Source organism: Providencia sp. PROV175 (assembly GCF_032707045.1).
Lineage (GTDB): Bacteria > Pseudomonadota > Gammaproteobacteria > Enterobacterales > Enterobacteriaceae > Providencia > Providencia hangzhouensis.
Genome location: NZ_CP120533.1, coordinates 2,978,419 through 2,995,055 on the forward strand (window position 1 = coordinate 2,978,419; position 16,637 = coordinate 2,995,055).

At 41.6% G+C, this 16,637-nt stretch carries 14 protein-coding genes; 9 read left to right on the forward strand and 5 right to left on the reverse strand.

What is annotated here, in order from left to right; all coding sequences use genetic code 11:
- The first annotated feature begins 101 nt into the window (after positions 1-101).
- The 3 genes from pyrC (at position 102) to P3L44_RS13545 (ending at position 2,429) form a co-directional block, all read left to right on the forward strand.
- Positions 102-1,151 carry a dihydroorotase gene (gene pyrC, locus P3L44_RS13535; protein ID WP_112308178.1) on the forward strand — a complete coding sequence of 350 codons (1,050 nt, stop codon included), beginning with the start codon at positions 102-104 and terminating at the stop codon, positions 1,149-1,151.
- Positions 1,152-1,371: 220 nt separating this feature from the next.
- Complete coding sequence (gene bssS / locus P3L44_RS13540) at positions 1,372-1,626, forward strand: biofilm formation regulator BssS (protein WP_004255804.1); 255 nt, start codon at positions 1,372-1,374, stop codon at positions 1,624-1,626.
- A gap of 209 nt (positions 1,627-1,835) precedes the next feature.
- A complete protein-coding gene (locus P3L44_RS13545; RefSeq protein ID WP_153673605.1) occupies positions 1,836-2,429 on the forward strand; it encodes a LuxR C-terminal-related transcriptional regulator in 594 nt (197 codons plus the stop codon).
- 147 nt (positions 2,430-2,576) lie between these two features.
- Here P3L44_RS13545 and P3L44_RS13550 read toward each other — a convergent pair whose 3' ends face one another.
- Together P3L44_RS13550 and P3L44_RS13555 are read right to left on the reverse strand one after the other, a co-directional pair.
- The gene (locus P3L44_RS13550; RefSeq protein WP_036957864.1) at positions 2,577-3,035 is read right to left on the reverse strand and encodes an Hsp20 family protein; all 459 of its coding nucleotides are present in this window, start codon (positions 3,033-3,035) and stop codon (positions 2,577-2,579) included.
- Between the two features lie 328 nt (positions 3,036-3,363).
- Positions 3,364-4,410: a rhodanese-related sulfurtransferase gene (locus tag P3L44_RS13555; RefSeq protein ID WP_140170731.1), complete on the reverse strand. Its 1,047-nt coding sequence runs from the start codon at positions 4,408-4,410 to the stop codon at positions 3,364-3,366.
- A 254-nt stretch (positions 4,411-4,664) separates the two neighbouring features.
- On the opposite strand from P3L44_RS13555, the gene P3L44_RS13560 reads away from it, so the two are divergent.
- Both P3L44_RS13560 and P3L44_RS13565 read left to right on the forward strand, forming a co-directional pair.
- Positions 4,665-5,300: a DUF1007 family protein gene (locus P3L44_RS13560; protein WP_272661446.1), complete on the forward strand. Its 636-nt coding sequence runs from the start codon at positions 4,665-4,667 to the stop codon at positions 5,298-5,300.
- Complete coding sequence (locus tag P3L44_RS13565; RefSeq protein WP_272661445.1) at positions 5,291-6,298, forward strand: nickel/cobalt transporter; 1,008 nt, start codon at positions 5,291-5,293, stop codon at positions 6,296-6,298. The genes P3L44_RS13560 and P3L44_RS13565 overlap by 10 nt, the downstream gene beginning before the upstream one ends.
- 186 nt (positions 6,299-6,484) lie before the next feature.
- Here the strand turns inward: P3L44_RS13565 and ttrA are convergent, their stop codons facing one another.
- From ttrA to ttrB, 3 genes are read right to left on the reverse strand one after another with little or no spacing between them, the layout of a single operon-like run.
- Positions 6,485-9,559 (reverse strand): tetrathionate reductase subunit TtrA, encoded by a 3,075-nt coding sequence (ttrA, locus tag P3L44_RS13570; protein WP_140170733.1) that lies wholly within the window; start codon positions 9,557-9,559, stop codon positions 6,485-6,487.
- Positions 9,552-10,598 (reverse strand): tetrathionate reductase subunit TtrC, encoded by a 1,047-nt coding sequence (gene ttrC / locus P3L44_RS13575; RefSeq protein ID WP_410480034.1) that lies wholly within the window; start codon positions 10,596-10,598, stop codon positions 9,552-9,554. Before ttrC ends, ttrA begins: the two co-directional genes overlap by 8 nt.
- Entirely contained in the window at positions 10,580-11,317 is a 738-nt protein-coding gene (gene ttrB, locus P3L44_RS13580; RefSeq protein WP_036957869.1) for a tetrathionate reductase subunit TtrB, read from the reverse strand. Before ttrB ends, ttrC begins: the two co-directional genes overlap by 19 nt.
- Positions 11,318-11,571: 254 nt before the next feature.
- Here ttrB and ttrS point away from each other — a divergent pair, with 254 nt between their 5' ends.
- The 4 genes from ttrS (at position 11,572) to mdtG (ending at position 16,545) form a co-directional block, all read left to right on the forward strand.
- Complete coding sequence (ttrS, locus tag P3L44_RS13585; protein ID WP_272661444.1) at positions 11,572-13,329, forward strand: tetrathionate respiration histidine kinase TtrS; 1,758 nt, start codon at positions 11,572-11,574, stop codon at positions 13,327-13,329.
- Positions 13,330-13,454: 125 nt separating this feature from the next.
- On the forward strand, positions 13,455-14,051 hold the full coding sequence (ttrR, locus tag P3L44_RS13590; RefSeq protein WP_272661443.1) for a tetrathionate respiration response regulator TtrR: 597 nt from the start codon (positions 13,455-13,457) through the stop codon (positions 14,049-14,051).
- A 58-nt stretch (positions 14,052-14,109) separates the two neighbouring features.
- Positions 14,110-15,054: a Kdo(2)-lipid IV(A) acyltransferase gene (locus tag P3L44_RS13595; RefSeq protein WP_096864193.1), complete on the forward strand. Its 945-nt coding sequence runs from the start codon at positions 14,110-14,112 to the stop codon at positions 15,052-15,054.
- A 264-nt stretch (positions 15,055-15,318) separates the two neighbouring features.
- On the forward strand, positions 15,319-16,545 hold the full coding sequence (gene mdtG, locus P3L44_RS13600; RefSeq protein ID WP_140170737.1) for a multidrug efflux MFS transporter MdtG: 1,227 nt from the start codon (positions 15,319-15,321) through the stop codon (positions 16,543-16,545).
- Positions 16,546-16,637 lie beyond the last annotated feature (92 nt).

Below are 16,637 nucleotides of genomic sequence, written 5' to 3' on the forward strand. Positions count from 1 at the left end.
AATCGTGATTTCTCATAGCTATTTTTTTACTTTACCTTTATCATTCTATTCCGGCTTGAGCACTCGCTCATCATTCACTCTTCCCCTATGGAGCCGGTTTAATGTCAACTGTAACTACCCTAACGATCCGCCGCCCTGATGATTGGCATGTTCATTTTCGCGATGATGATATGTTAAAAACGGTCGTTCCCTATACCAGTGAATTTTTTGGCCGTGCAATTGTCATGCCGAATTTAGTGCCACCAGTCACAACGATTGAAGCCGCAAAAGCTTATCGTGAACGCATCCTAAAAGCGGTTCCAGAAGGGCATCAATTTACCCCTTTAATGACCTGCTACCTTACTGATAGCACAGATCCTGTTGAAGTGGTTCGTGGCTTTAACGAAGGGGTATTTACTGCCTGTAAACTCTACCCGGCTAATGCAACAACAAACTCTAGTCATGGCGTATCTGATATTAAAAAAATTTATCCCGTATTAGCTGCGATGGAACAAGCAGGAATGCCATTGCTGGTCCATGGTGAAGTCACCGCAAGCCATATCGATATTTTTGACCGCGAAGCGTTGTTTATTGAGCAAGTTATGTCGCCATTACGGGCACAGTTTCCAAAACTCAAAGTCGTTTTTGAACATATAACCACCAAAGAAGCGGCTCAATATGTCCAAGAAGCAAATGAATTCACCGCAGCAACTTTAACACCTCAACATTTGATGTTTAACCGTAACCATATGTTAGTTGGTGGTATAAGGCCGCACTTATTTTGCTTGCCTATTTTGAAACGTAATGTACACCAAGAAGCATTACGTGCAGCCGTTGCTTCAGGTTGTGACCGTTTCTTCCTTGGTACCGACACCGCACCACATATACAATCACGTAAAGAGTCTTCCTGTGGTTGTGCTGGGGTCTTTAATGCTCCCACTGCATTAGCGGCTTACGCGACTGTTTTTGAAGAGCTTGGTGCTTTGGTACATTTCGAAGCTTTTTGTTCACTAAATGGTCCTAAATTCTATAACTTACCCGTAAATGAAGGAACCATTACGCTAACTAAAGAACAAAATATTACTTGCGAATCGATTGATTGCTGTAATGATAAACTAGTTCCTTTCTTAGCAGGGGAAGATGCTCGCTGGAGTGTCGCTCTGGGTCAGTAGTTTATACACCAATGGGAAGTTCAAAATGCTTCCCATTCTATTTTTACAATCCTTATTATCTGTTTTATGCATTTTCTGCTATATAAACAAAAAAAATGTTTTATTTGCTTTCTTATTAGCGAAATCTCCTTATACTAAAAGTGGACTCATCACGAGGTCATTGCTCTTAGTCAGTTATAGATATTTATTATTTATCACGATGTTTGATTAGGAGGTTTATATGAATAAAAAAAATGATGTCATTCAAACCCACCCAGTAGTTGGCTGGGACATCAGCACAGTCGATGATTACGACGCTATGATGTTGCGTTTGCACTACCTCCCCGAGCAAGATAAACACACAGGTGATGCTATTGTGGATAAAACCATGTGGCTAACGACTGATGTGGCTAAACAACTTATTCATATTCTCCAAGCAGGCGTAGACAAGATAGAATCAGGGGAATATGTTGAGTTTGATTTTAAAACACACTAGGAAAATAAATGGATATTAGTGCCACTAATATCCATTTAATTTATTCATCTATATAGATAACTATATGTCTTTATATAATTACCTTATTAATTAATTACTAATTAGCAATTTCAAATAAGAACACTATTTATTGTTTTTATTAATCCTTGGTTGACTTCTCTATCAATTCCAATTTATTGTAAGCCATCTTCTTGAACAAGGATGTTCCAATGCGAATATTAGTTATTGATGAATGTTATTATACACGTCTTGGCATTACAGAATATTTATCTAAAAATAAAAAACTCGAATTTATTAGTACAGGATGTATAAAAGAAGCCATTGGTTTTATGAACACAAACCTACCAAGCATTATACTGGTGAATCTAACCTACTATTGTAATTACTCTGATTACTGTCCTACTCTACAGCAGTTATTAAGTAATACTAATAATGCACGCTTTTATATTTATATTAATGCTCCTTATCCGCAAACAAACAACCCATTATTATTAAAGGATAATTACTTTATTCTATCAAAAAGCATTATTATTCAAACGCTTGATAAAGTTATTCGTGACCATGAACAAATAGAAAAAATCACCAAACTTGCTAATAATATTGAGTCATCTATTTTCACGATTAAAGAACAAAATATTATTAATAACTGGATGAATGAGACACCCAATCATATTATTTCTCGAAAACTAGGAATTAGCAATAGTACTGTCTATTCACAGAAAAGACATATCGCATCTAAAGTTTTCGTCAAAAATAGAATTGAGTTATTTTTTATATATAATGTATTTAAATATTTATATTAAAAATGTTTTAATTTAAATCGACTAAAACAAAACTAAAAGGCCTGACTCCGTTTGAATAACGAAATCAGGCCTTACAAACCGGTCAGCAAAAGTGTCCAATATTATAAAGTCACTCTAACTGCTGCTGACGAGTCATAAATTTTAGTTCTATGATTTTATATCTTTATTTTCAATAGCGATAACTCGAGGTTTTTCTTCATCCGGGATTTCATATTCAATATCCAGAGTTAGTAAACCACTAGATAACTCAGCACTTTCTATCTTCACATTTTTACCGAGATTAAATTCAAGGGAAAACTTATTTTGTGTTATTCCTTGATGGATCCATTTCTCAGAATCATTAACTAATTCTGCTGATTGCTCACCTTGAACATACAATTTCCCGCCTTTTAGGGATACGCTTAAGTCCTCTTCCTTATAACCTGGAACACTAACCGTTAATTGATAGCTTGTTTCATTTATTTGTTTTAAATTATACGGATGCTCTGAAGTTAAAGGCCTATTACCTGTTAGCTGGCTAAACAAACGATCCATTTGGTCAAATCTGTTAGAAAGTAAGCTATCGGATAATGTTGGGAATAATGAAAAAGATCTAATGTTAGACATAATTTCTCCTTCAATATTTTTATATCAAACTAAACACATACGACTATGCACCATTACCTGTGTACCTAGTATGGGATAATGCTCTTTCTTGGTGCAATTCTTATATAGTGCCAGTTACGCGTATTTCAAGTCTTAAATTACACTTCTTTACAAAATAGCGTTACCTGCTGTAAACCATAAACAAATACCCCATGAATTTCATACGAAATGTATGGGGTATAAGCAACGTAATGACATCGAATGAAATAAATTTTTTATTTCAATTAATTTTATCTTGCTCTAATCAGCCCTAATTACAGGGCTTTCTTATTATAGAGAACATCAATAATTAGTTATCTTTATTTAATAATCCATCGGATAAACGGTGACGTGACTTATTAAAGATTTTATTACTGACTTCGCGACCTGCACGGCGTGCGCGTTGTTCTTGCTCTGGAAGTTTCATTTCTTCAGTGCAAGACGAACTGCAGCAACCTTCGTACTTTTCTGCACAGCTAGGGCATTGGATAAACAGCAAGTGACAGCCATCGTTACGGCAATTGGTGTGTGTATCACAAGGTGCACCACATTGGTGGCATTGTGCTAATGTGTCTTCTGTAATACGCTCTCCCATTCGGTTGTCAAAAACAAAGTTTTTCCCTTTAAACCTCAAAGGCAACCCTTGTTCCTTCGCCTTACGTGCGTATTCAATAATCCCACCTTCAACATGGTAAACATTTTTAAAGCCATTATGCAGCATATAAGCACTGGCTTTTTCACAACGGATCCCACCAGTACAATACATTACGACATTTTTGTCTTTTTGCTCTTGCAGCATTTCCACCGCCATTGGCAGTTGCTCTCTAAATGTATCTGAAGGTATTTCAATCGCGTTATCAAAACGCCCTACTTCGTACTCATAATGATTTCGCATATCGACGAAAACAGTATTTGGGTCATCAATCATCTCATTCACTTCATGAGCTTTTAGATATTGCCCCGTATTTGCAGGGTTAAATGTTTCGTCATCAATACCGTCAGCCACCACACGTTCACGGACCTTCATGCGCAGCACCCAGAACGATTTACCGTCATCATCAATGGCAATATTTAAACGTAGGTTTTCTAATGCGGGATCTGTTGCATAGATAAGTTCGCGCAATGCGTCCACATTAGATTCAGGCACACTGATTTGCGCGTTAATACCCTCTTTCGCAATATAAACACGTCCAAAAACGCTTAATGCTTTAAATTGTTGATACCATTGATTACGAAATGCGTTTGGGTCTTGAATATTAAAATACTTATAAAAAGAGATTGTGGTACGGGGCTCCGTTTCAGCCAACATACGCTCTTTTAAAATTTTATTTGAAACTTGGTTGTGTAACACTGGCATGGTGTTCTTAATCCTATTTAACTCATTGATAATATTTTAATTTAAATAAATTCAGGCGAGCTGCCACCCTATTTAAATCTTGGTGAGTATTATCCCTCTTATTATGTTAATAAAAAACCCTTTATTTGTAGGGTTATCGTGATAAAAATATTAACCAATCGTTTTAGGTTGAATTTTAAATCACTACGAGATATTTTAGTTTGCATTTCGTTATGTTATAACATTTTTTTTGATAAACCAATTTAGCTGACTGAATGATGCGATTTTTTCCTTTCTATTTTCTATTTCTGTTTATCGTTGCTCCACACGCAGCGGCACACCCTCATAGTTTTATTGAGATGCAAATTTCCCTTGAAAGTAAACAAGATAAATACTCAGGGATTAGCTATGTTTGGAAAATGGATCCAATGACATCAGCGGATATCGCGTATGAATTAAAAGGCATTAAACCGGATGACCCGCGTTGGAAACAGCAAGAAGCTATTATTATGGCGAATGTATTGATGCAGGATTATTTCACTGACTTTTATTATCAAGGAAAGAAAGTCAGCTTTAAACGTATTCCTGATAGCTATCATTTAGAAAAAGAAGGCTTTTCTTTAGTTTTTTTCTTTAGCGCTTCCTTTATGCAGCCCTTGCCTATTGCAGGTTCCCATGTAGAAATTCAAACTTACGACCCAACGTTCTACGTCAGCATGACTTACCCAAATAAACAGCAAATTCACCTGCCTTTGGATATTGCCGCAAATTGCCAGATGGAACTACAAGAAGCAAATGTCACCGACTCAATGCGCGCCTCCGCTTTCTCTTTAGACAAAAGTGATAGCCCAGAAGAAGATTTGGCACTTGGCAAACAATTTGCACAACGGGTTGATATTCAATGTCCATAATGCCTTTACGTACGCAAAGACTAATAATTACTGCGCTGTTTATGGGGCTTATTACCTATGCCGCTTGGCAGCTATACACCCACTGGGGATCATGGTTACAACTTAGCCTAGCTTGGCAAAAACAGTTAAACCAAGGGCTATCTTACCTATTACAAGAAACCACCTCTCGCCCATGGTATTCAGGCGGGTTACTGGTGGTTGCTAGTTTTGCGTATGGTTTTTTACATGCACTTGGCCCGGGACATGGCAAATTAATTATCACTACTTATATTGCCACCCAAGCGACTCATTTAAAACAGAGTGTTATCATTAGCTTATTAGCTTCGCTCTTACAAGGACTTGTTGCGATCACTTTAGTTTCCTTAGTCTTGATCCTATTCCAACTCTCTACTAAGCATCTCAACCAAGCCAGTTTATATGCAGAGCAAACGAGTTATCTATTTGTCATTTTGCTGGGTAGCTATTTATGCATCAGCGCATTGCGTCGTGGCTGGTCAATCCGCAAATCAAGACACTTGGCACCACTCAAGATAAAAAGCATTCAACCACTGAATTCAGCAAGTAAGGCAATAATTAAAACTCAGCCCCATAATGTCTCGCACAACTGTGACTGTGGTCATCAGCACGTTATCCAATCCCATCAATTACAATCTAGTTTTAAAAGCAAGTTATTGATTATCCTATCGATGGGGATCCGTCCTTGCTCTGGAGCAATTCTTGTCTTGCTGTTTTCTTATGTCATTGAAGTATATGCATGGGGAGTTATCGCAGCCTTAGCGATGGCAATGGGGACAGCATTAACTATTTGTTTAATTGCTCTTTTTGTTCATTTAATGCGTGATAATGCGGTTCGCGTATCACGCTTAAAAGGAAAGTCACTTTCCCCTTATTGGGCAATCACACTAAAAATTTTGGCGGGTATTTTATTCGTTTTGATGGGGGTTCTGATGCTACAAAGCATCGGCTTAGAACAGTCGGTTTCGCCACTCTTGCGATAAACCATTAAAAAAGGGAGGGCTCCCCCTCCCAGGCATTTGCCGAAGTCACGGTGCAGTAACACACCGTTTTATGCGCAATGTCAACTGCTTACTACTTATTACAACATCCAATTTTATTGCCAACTACCAGATGGCTAATGGTGAAGCTATGCAGGTCCCCACCACTAGCCATCCTTACTACTTCATTTAACCAATTAACTCAATGCGAGCTGGTAAGCCTTGGCGTACCGATGCCCCCGAAACCCAATCTAACCACGTGTTTGCAACTTCACGTGTCGGGTCAGCGAACCCAAGGTCGTTTAAGTTAATTCCTGAGCCATTTGCCGCATTCATTGGCATTGGCTGGCCATCAAGGTAATGCTGCTTCGCCCCCATTTCGGTGTGACCATAGCCATGCTCAATTGCTAGCACACCCGGCATTACGCCATCAAGCACGCTCACTTGGGCTTCAGCATGGCCACCCGGTGTGGTGATGCGGATCCAATCTCCATGTTTTACCCCCATTCTCGCTGCATCATCAGGGTGGATAGCAACTAGATTGGTCGGTTTCACATGGCGTAAACGTTCAATAACAGTCGTTGAGCTGCTCATGACGTGGGATTTAAATGACATCAGTTTCAGCGGCCACTCTTTTTCTGGGAATACCGCATTCACATCATCCCCATTCGCCATACGAGGCGGGTAATACGTCGGGCAACCGCTATAACGTTCACCGGTTATGGCATGGCGATTAACGGCCACCGTTGGGTTCCATATTTGTAGGCCTTTTTTCCATTGAGGACCTGTTGCATCGCCATCCCACGCTTTTTCATAAGGCGCAAAACGGCCACCTCGTGTGAAAATATAGGCAACACGGCGAACTTCCTCTGGTTTTAAAGTCCGTGTAATAGCCGGTAAAATGCGCTCCACGCCACTGATTTGGATATCTTCTGTTGCGGCTTCAGGGACTGGTTTTTCCCCTAACCATGCCATATTGGCAGCCACTCTTAAGTAATAGTCTTCCGCTGTATTGAGTGAATGCATGTTGCCATCCATGTCCTCAATCACGTTATCGCCAAAGCCGGGTAAATTAAGTTCTTTCGCTACAGCGATACAGAAACTTTCCATCGAAACTGGCTGGCCATCCGCAGTTTTCGCAGTACGTGACTCAACAATCGGCCAACGTGCTGTGCTGGCTTTGACCTGCACGCCAGACCATGGTGCACTAAACCCCCAACTTTCGAAGTTATGGGTATCTGGAACAATGTAATCTGCCAATGCCGTGGTTTCATTCATAAAGGCATCAATACCAATAATCAGCGGCAGGTGTTTAGGGTCTTTCAGTTTTTCTTCCATCACCTGACGAATACCTGCAATACCGTATACAGGGTTAGTCATATTGGTGATCCACGCTTTCAGTGCGTAGGGGTATCCCATCAAGGCAGATGCTAGTTGCTCGGTCAGTTGACCTTTAGCAAACGGGTACCAAGGGGCTTTTGCTGGGTATGGGTTTTCACCCGCTGCCTGACGTGCTTTGAACTCATCTGATTTTTCATACACTTCATTACTGCGCGACAGCACCACACCTTTAGGTTTCACTTTGCCTTTATAGCTGGCAATTTTATAACGCGGCCCATCGTTTTCCCCATTGAATTTACCACCACCAACAGAGACTCCGCCTTTCAAGTTCAAGTTACCGATCAATGCGTTAAGCATGATAACTGACCATGCAGTGTAGAAACCATTACCGCCCATCATACCGCCATGAGAGATGACAGCGGCTTTTCTATCATAAGAAGTTAATGCTTTACCCAGCGATTCAATCGTTTTCACTGGAACATGGCAACGCTGACTGTATTCTTCCAAAGTCATACGATTTGCCGCTTCTTTTAAACACTGGAAGCTAGATTTAACGATCACTTCACTGCCATCGTGCAAGGTGACTTGGCGTGTCACAAAGAGCTCGGCTGTAGGCGTTTCATCAGCCAGTTTTAATTCACCCGCAGCATCTTGCACTAAATAAGCTTTCTCATTGTCACCTTCCCCTGTGATATAAGAAGAAATTAACAATTTACCTGCTAATGGGTGGTTATCATCCGTGATCACTAAATGTGTTGAGTTAGTCCAGCTTTTCTCCCCCACGGCTTCCATGGATTTCTCACTTGGCACACTGAGGTATTTTGCGTTGTAACGGTTATTTTCAATGATCCAGCGGATCATCCCCATCACCAGTGCCGCATCCGTACCCGGTTGCACAGGAACCCAATGACCGTGGTCATTCGCTAAAGTGGTTGTTAATGGTAATGCAGGTGATACCACCACATAGTTAAATGAATCACGTAAACGCGCTGTGGCTAACTGGCGGCCTTGGCGCTTAAATGGGTTACCTGATTGTGCAGGTGATGTCCCTAGGAATAGCGCGAAACGGACATTATCCCAATCGGGTTTAACGTGGGCATTTTTGTCCAAATCATCCATTAATGCACCGGAACCCGCACGGTAAGCCAGTCCACAATAAGAACCGTGAGCACCGAAGTTTTTACTGCCAAAGGCATTTTGTGCAAAGCGACGGATAAAGCCATCACGGCCGTCATCACCTGCGTTGGTCACTAATAATTGGTTAGCTTTTGGCCCCAGTTTAGGTTGAGATGGGTCTAAAGGCGTTTCTAAGTCACGAATCGCCCGTAAGCCATCCACATGCCCCTCACCAAATAAATCGCCCCCTTCAACCACTTCTTTAATCAGTTGTTCAAAACTAATGCGCTCCCATTTACCTTCGCCGCGTTTACCCACACGTTTCATCGGTTCAAGGATACGCAATGGGCTCGTTAAACCTTCCATTAACGTCGCACCACGAGCACAGGCTGTCGAACGGTGTTCAAGGCCTGATTCTCCACTCATTTTATTAAATGCCGTTTTCAGTGGCATTCCATAAGGAAAGTGCTCTTCATGGGAAAGTGGATGATAAGGGTTCCCCGCGATACGCAATACTTCATTTTTTGCTGTATCGACGCGAGCACGGATACCACACTGGGTCCAACAACCAAAACACTGGGTCATCGCAACTACTTGTTCTGGGTTTTCTTGCCAGCCTTTAAGTGCCTGTCCTTCAGGGCGTAAAGAGTTACCATTAAGCCTATCAAGAGTGACTTTACCTGACGTACCATTAACCAGACCATCGACTGCACGTTTGGCAACATCACGGTAGCTTGCACCAAATAATGCGATACCACCGAAAACCAAACCACCTTTAAGCCATTGACGTCTTGAGAATTTAGCCATGTTGCACTCTCCTCGCAAACCAGCGAACACCTTCACGAACAATAATTGTTAACGCAATCCATAAACCGAATGTACCGACGATAGCCAATAATCCATCTGTTCCCAGTGGGAAATGGTATGGGTTCGCGATAATGTTATATTTTGGAACCGCTTGAACTTCCATCAGGAAAATCCAACGTAATGACCAAGCAAAAGCCATTGAAATTAAAGCTAGAATAGTAATATATGGAACAGAACGGGTCGCTTTTAAATTACTGACGGACATTGCAAAAGTGATTAACCACAGTGCACAAACCCCCATTAGCATCCACCAGCCTGGGCTTGCAGTATCTAACTGTTGGCGTACTGCAATACCTGAAGTGGTGTCACCTGATAACCACAACACAAAGCACACCGCAAACAATAATAATGTCACAACTTGAAAACGCGCTAAGCGGTTTTGATATTGAGGTTCACGGCGAGCGCCTAAACCAACCAGTGCTGGTAATGCTTGCAGAGCACTAAGGAACATCAATACCGGTATCCACCAGCTATACCAAATTGGACGTGCGTTTAACACTGAGGCTTCACGGCCGGTATATAACAATAAACCGATAGCTGAAAGTGCGGCCAACAAGGCAACCCAACGCGTTGCTTTGAATTCTTTTTTCCAAATCAGCTTCACCACTAATGCGACAAAATATAAACCAATAAATGTGGTAAATAATGGTAGTAATACAGAGCCCCACCACATCCAAGACCATATTGTTGGATGAGCGTAAAAATGCCATACCCTTGCGGTTTGGTGTAAATCTGCGGTTAGTGCTAACGGCGCGGTGATCCCCATCGTGATAGCAATAAATACAGCGATCATTTCTAAGCGGCTGTTTTCAGGTTTGTTTCTCCAATGAAGATAGCACGCGTACAGAACTGCACAAGACGCAATCCCAATGAAGAAGAAATATTGTACCGCCCAAGGAAGCCAAAAGAATTCTTGTGGCTGAGCCATTATTTCTGAAATATAAGTCACTTGGCCATTCATCAGAACACCTCCTGCCATAATGCGGGCTGCCCTTTGCCTTGCAGCGGCTGCACGAATGCGTCATCTAAACCTATATAGAAAACTTGTGGTAATGTGCCACTTTCCGGTTTAAGTACTTTGATTTCAGCCTCGTGCTCTGTCAGCATTTTACGAATAGTACTGTTCGGGTCTTTTAAATCCCCAATAATGCGCGCACCACCGACACAGGATTCAACACAAGCAGGTAATAAACCCACTTCTAAGCGATGAGCGCAGAATGTGCATTTATCTGCAGTTTGCGTAGAGTGGTTGATAAAGCGAGCATCGTATGGGCAGGCTTGCACACAATAAGCACACCCAACACAGCGTTCGTTATCAACGACAACAATGCCGTCTTCACGTTGGAAAGTCGCTTGAACTGGACATACAGGTACACAAGGAGGGTTATCACAGTGGTTACATAAACGGGGTAACAGTACGTTGGTGAACCCTTCTTCACCTTTCACTGCGACTTGATATTGATTCACTGTCGTTCTAAATTGACCTTGTGGGGTTTGGTTTTCAACCGAGCAGCTTACCGTGCAAGATTGGCAACCGATACAACGGCGCAAATCAATCAACATTCCATAGCGTTTTTCTGGATTGCCTTCTCGACGTGTCGGGGAAAAATTGAGCCCTGCTTCTGCAATGGGAATCAACGATGCCCCCGCAGTTACGGCTCCAATTTGTTGTAGAAATTTTCGTTTACTCAGATCCATAATTGGCTCCAGTATTGACATTGCTAATGCGAAAATAAAAGTTATTAATCAATATGTTATTTGTATTACATGCGTTATTGACAATGGGTACAGTCTCGTTAAGATAACCACTGAAATTGTTATTTCTCTTTAAACCCGATGGGTTATCTTGATAAAGCTTGTAGTGCCATTGTAAGAAGAGTGGAGCCACTGCCCTATTGTGGTTTACCACATACCCGTAGCTAAATTGATCTAACGCAACGAATAACTCAAATATGTTAAAAAAATCGTCTAGACCGTTGTATCACATACTGTTAATCATGCTACTGACGTGGTCTTTGCCAGCAATTTCGGTCCAGTGGACTATCGGGGTATTGGCCTTACGTGGCCCCAGTTCAACCCAATCTCATTGGCAGCCTTTGATTGATACACTCAATGAGTCGATTCCTGGGGAGCGTTTTACGTTACAACCTCTCAATTTAGATGAGATGAAAGAGGTGATTTCCAATCGCAAGATAGATTTTTTGTTGACGAATCCTGCCCAATTTATTCAGTTAGATAACCGCTATCATTTACGTTGGTTGCTCTCCCTTCGCTCAGACGTGGAGCCCAACAGCACAACGCGTAATGTTATTGGCAGCTTGATATTAGTTCGAAAAGACAGTGATATTTCAGAAGTTAAAAACCTAATAGGCAAGAAAGTCGGAGCAATTTCACCAGATGCTTTTGGTGGCTATTTGTTAGGTTACAAAGTGTTGAGGGATATGGGCTACGACGCTGCCAAAGACTTTAAGATGCAATTTTTAGGCTTTCCTGCTGATGCATTATTATATGCACTGCGTGATGATTCATTATCTGCGGCAATTGTTCCTGTCTGTTTATTAGAAAATATGCATAGCAAAGGGCTGATTGATAAAACACAATTTCGTCCACTAATTCAACATCCAAGCTCTCTCTCTTGTTTAACTAGCACAGAACTGTATCCAAATTGGTCTTTTGCCGCCTTAAGTGAAGTGCCGGACAATTTAGTCGACAAAGTCACCAAGACATTATTATCAACAGATAAAGCCGCTATGCGTTGGGGAGCTCCCGCGTCGGTGACTCAAGTCGAAACCTTACTCAGAGACGTTAACCAACATCCGCAACAGCGTCAAATCTGGCAGGATATCGTCAGTTGGACCATTCAAAACCAAATCACTATCAGCCTTGTCGCTTTATTTTTTGTATTACTTGGGATAAATCATGTTTGGATTGCCTTTTTGGTGAGACGTCGCAGCCGCCAATTAGAAGAAGCGCATAATCGCTTGCGAGAGCAAGAAGCCAATTTACAAAAGGCACAACGGTTAAATATTTTGGGGGAAATGGCATCTGGGTTTGCCCATGAATTGAACCAACCGCTGTCTGCAATCCGCCATTATGCCCAAGGGTGTATTCTACGCCTGACTAAAGAGTCTGAAAGCCACCCATTAATTAGCGCATTAACTAAAATCGACGACCAAGCTCAACGTGGAGCCGATATCATTCGCAATTTGCGTCTCTGGGCGGGTAAACCAAGCCATGACCCCGCAATCACATTGAGCCAGCAATCGGTTAAACAGGCTATTAATCATATTTGGCAATTATTGCGTGCAGACCAGCACTACCCAAATTCGAGGTTAATTTTACCTGAAACCCCTGACGTCTCCCTGATGTTGCCAGACACGTTACTAGAACAATTACTTTCTAATTTAATCAGTAACAGTTTGCAAGCAGGGGCAACCCTACTGCGTTTCGAGTTTCATTTTTCGCAGCAACATTTTTTACTTGTTTTACAGGACAATGCTGGAGGGATGCCTGCGGGTCAATTAGAGCAAGGTATCACGCCATTTGCGACAACTAAAAAAGAAGGTTTAGGATTAGGTTTAGTGATCTGCCAGCGTTTGATACAAAGCCAAGGCGGAGACATTCGTATCGAAAATAACCTAAGTGATGATGGGTTACATGGCTTAATGGTCACTCTTATTTTCAATTATCACAATAAAATCGTAGATTAAGCATGTTTTGCCACGTAATTGATAACATTCACATTAACTATATGTGACAATGGCTTTATTGCGATAATCAATGCTCATTATATAAAGCACCTTATTTGTCACCCTCTACACGACGAGGTATATGTATGCCAGTAATCCATCTCGTGGATGATGACCCCGATGTGACGGATGCCTGCCAATTCTTACTAGAAACATTGGGCTATAGCGTTACCGTTTGGAATGACAGTGAAACATTTATCCAAAATGCGGCATTACACCAAGAAGGTGTGGTGTTATTGGATATGCGCATGCCTAAATTAGATGGACGACAAGTTCACCAATACCTTAGGGAACAACACAGTACATTGGCTGTGATATTTTTGTCTGGCCATGGCGATATCCCGATGGCGGTGGAACAAGTGAAACTTGGCGCTGTTGATTTTCTACAAAAACCCATTGATAGCCAACAACTTGCTAAGACCTTAGAACAAGCTCAATCACAAACCACCAAAGCCACTGAAGGGAATTTAATTAAGCAGCGTTATGAAACGCTCACCCCTCGTGAAAAAGATATCTGTGGTTATGTGTTGCAAGGCTTAATTAACCGTGAAATTGCTGAGGCAACCTGTGTTTCTGTACGCACCGTTGAGGTTCATCGCTCTCGCGTCATGGAGAAAATGGCGGTTCGTAACTTAGCTGAGTTAATGAGCACCATGCAGGCAATTAACGCTTTAAACGAATAATTTGATATAGTTTAATCATGCCTTTTTATTAATTTGTGACTAATATATTCGGATAACAATGATACTAGCTCCAAAATTTCAAAAACGGTTTCTCCACCCTCGTTACTGGCTAACTTGGCTAGGCATTGGCGTGTTATATCTTCTTGTATTATTGCCTTATCCTCTCATTTATTGGATGGGAACGCGTTTAGGGTTATTTTCTAAACGCTTTTTGAAAAAGCGGGTGAAAGTCGCAGAGCGAAATTTGCAATTATGTTTTCCAGACATGAGTGAGCAAGAACGGCAACGCTGTGTTGACAAAAACTTTGAATCTGTCGGCATGGGCTTATTTGAAACTGGCATGGCTTGGTTTTGGCCTGATTGGCGCGTTCGTCGCTGGGTCAAAGTCATTGGGGAAGAAAATGCTGTTGCTGCCCGCCAAACAGGTAGAGGCATTATCGCGCTTGGTGTTCATTTTTTAACCTTGGAAATGGGTGCGCGTGCCTTTGGCATGTTAAATCCGGGCATTGGTGTATATCGCGCCAATGATAATGACCTCCTCGATTGGCTACAAACCCGTGGGCGGTTACGTTCCAACAAATATATGTTGGATCGCAAAGATATGAAAGGCATGGTTCGTGACTTAAAAAATGGGGAAATTTTATGGTATGCCCCCGACCATGATTACGGCCCTCGCAATAGTACATTTGCGCCTTTGTTCGCCGTAAAAGATGCAGCGACAACCAATGGCTCGCAAATTATTTTACGTCTGGCTTCCCCTTTAGTGGTGCCTTTTACACCAAGACGTTTACCTGCAGGTAAAGGTTATGAATTAATCATTCAACCTGCCATTGATGATTTCCCAATTGAAGATAATGTGGCTACCGCAACCATGATGAACCAAATTATTGAAAAAGAAATCCTCAGAGCACCAGAACAATATATGTGGCTACATCGCCGTTTTAAAACGCGTCCTGAAGGGGAGCCTTCGTTATACGGAGATTTAGATAAAATCCATCATTAATAATTAGTGTAAGCAGATAAATTATGGCGTGGTTTTTCAACTGTTTTTTATGATGCTTTTCTTACTGTTTTTTTATACTGTTTTCTCTAAATATATGGCGTGATTTTTCAACTGTTTTTTATGATGCTTTTCTTGCTGTTTTTCATACTGTTTTTCCTAAATAGTCGGGTCTACAGCTAGGCGGGAAAATGAAGACATCCCAAAGAGCGTACATTAGGCAAATGAAGCCAACAACGCTGTAGAACTGAATATAACGGGAAAATTATGACGGGAAAAACAGAGTATTGGAAACGTAACCTATACGTCGTGTGGTTCGGCTGTTTTTTAACAGGTGCCGCCTTTAGCCTGATCATGCCTTTTCTCCCCCTCTATATTGAAGAACTAGGCGTTAAAGACCATGCCTCTTTGAACCTATGGACAGGGGCAGTTTTTAGTATCACCTTCTTATTTTCCGCGATTGCTGCGCCATTTTGGGGTCGATTATCCGATCGTAAAGGCCGTAAACTCATGCTGCTGCGTTCAGCACTAGGGATGGCTATCGTGATGGTGCTTATTGGTTTTGCACAAAATATTTGGCAGCTCTTAGCCTTAAGAGCCATATTAGGTTTATTGGGTGGTTTTGTTCCCAATGCTAACGCGCTGATTGCAACTCAAGTTCCCGTGAAAAAAAGTGGTTGGGCTATGGGGGTCCTCGCTACTGGTGCAGTAAGTGGCGCACTTATTGGCCCACTCATTGGCGGTTTTCTTGCTGACCAGTATGGCTTACGTCCCGTCTTTTTTATTACCGCAACGGTGCTGTTTATCTGCTTTTTTGTCACGCTTTTTTATGTCAGAGAACGCTTCACGCCTGTTTCTCGCAAAGATGCATTAACGAGCAAACAAGTTTTTGCCTCTTTACGTAATAAAAACTTAGTTATCAGCCTCTTTTTTACCACCATGATTATTCAAGCTGCTATGGGCTCAATCAACCCTGTCATCACGCTTTATGTACGTGACTTATCTGATTCCCTTGAAAACTTGGCCTTTGTCAGTGGTGTGATAGCTTCCATTCCTGGTGTTGCGGCTTTAATCAGTGCGCCCATGTTAGGTAAACTCAGTGACCGAATAGGCCCTGAAAAAGTTTTACTCGCCGTGCTGGGCGCATCTATTTTTGTATTATTCCCAATGGGGCTGGTAAGTAGTTATTGGGAGCTAGGCTTTCTCCGATTTATGCTTGGGGCTCTGAATGCTGCGCTATTACCCGCAGTACAAACGTTAATTATCTATAATATTTCCCATCAAGTAACGGGACGTATTTTCAGCTATAACCAAGCATTGCGAGATGTTGGGAATGTGACAGGGCCATTGATGGGGTCGTTTGTCGCTGCAACTTACGGTTTCAGAGCCGTATTCTTTTTCACCGCTGCGTTAGTTCTCTTCAACTTAATTTATTCATGGTTAGTCATCAGGCGCCAACCCGATGGCCTGCGAGCCTCCCCTACCGACCAATAAGCCTCTTGCTATTTTTTGTACAAAAACCTGATGATTTATAAGCTTTATTGCCTTACTTTCCTTAAAATCAAATTTTAGTACATATAACCACT

What these genes read in the sequence shown, in the direction of transcription:
- P3L44_RS13595 (WP_096864193.1), top strand. Translation starts at nt 14,110, where the DNA reads ATGATACTAGCTCCAAAATTTCAAAAACGGTTTCTCCACCCTCGTTAC.
- mdtG (WP_140170737.1), top strand. Translation starts at nt 15,319, where the DNA reads ATGACGGGAAAAACAGAGTATTGGAAACGTAACCTATACGTCGTGTGG.
- P3L44_RS13555 (WP_140170731.1), bottom strand. Translation starts at nt 4,410, where the DNA reads ATGCCAGTGTTACACAACCAAGTTTCAAATAAAATTTTAAAAGAGCGT.
- P3L44_RS13545 (WP_153673605.1), top strand. Translation starts at nt 1,836, where the DNA reads ATGCGAATATTAGTTATTGATGAATGTTATTATACACGTCTTGGCATT.
- P3L44_RS13550 (WP_036957864.1), bottom strand. Translation starts at nt 3,035, where the DNA reads ATGTCTAACATTAGATCTTTTTCATTATTCCCAACATTATCCGATAGC.
- pyrC (WP_112308178.1), top strand. Translation starts at nt 102, where the DNA reads ATGTCAACTGTAACTACCCTAACGATCCGCCGCCCTGATGATTGGCAT.
- ttrA (WP_140170733.1), bottom strand. Translation starts at nt 9,559, where the DNA reads ATGGCTAAATTCTCAAGACGTCAATGGCTTAAAGGTGGTTTGGTTTTC.
- P3L44_RS13565 (WP_272661445.1), top strand. Translation starts at nt 5,291, where the DNA reads ATGTCCATAATGCCTTTACGTACGCAAAGACTAATAATTACTGCGCTG.
- bssS (WP_004255804.1), top strand. Translation starts at nt 1,372, where the DNA reads ATGAATAAAAAAAATGATGTCATTCAAACCCACCCAGTAGTTGGCTGG.
- ttrB (WP_036957869.1), bottom strand. Translation starts at nt 11,317, where the DNA reads ATGGATCTGAGTAAACGAAAATTTCTACAACAAATTGGAGCCGTAACT.
- P3L44_RS13560 (WP_272661446.1), top strand. Translation starts at nt 4,665, where the DNA reads ATGATGCGATTTTTTCCTTTCTATTTTCTATTTCTGTTTATCGTTGCT.
- ttrS (WP_272661444.1), top strand. Translation starts at nt 11,572, where the DNA reads ATGTTAAAAAAATCGTCTAGACCGTTGTATCACATACTGTTAATCATG.
- ttrC (WP_410480034.1), bottom strand. Translation starts at nt 10,598, where the DNA reads ATGGCAGGAGGTGTTCTGATGAATGGCCAAGTGACTTATATTTCAGAA.
- ttrR (WP_272661443.1), top strand. Translation starts at nt 13,455, where the DNA reads ATGCCAGTAATCCATCTCGTGGATGATGACCCCGATGTGACGGATGCC.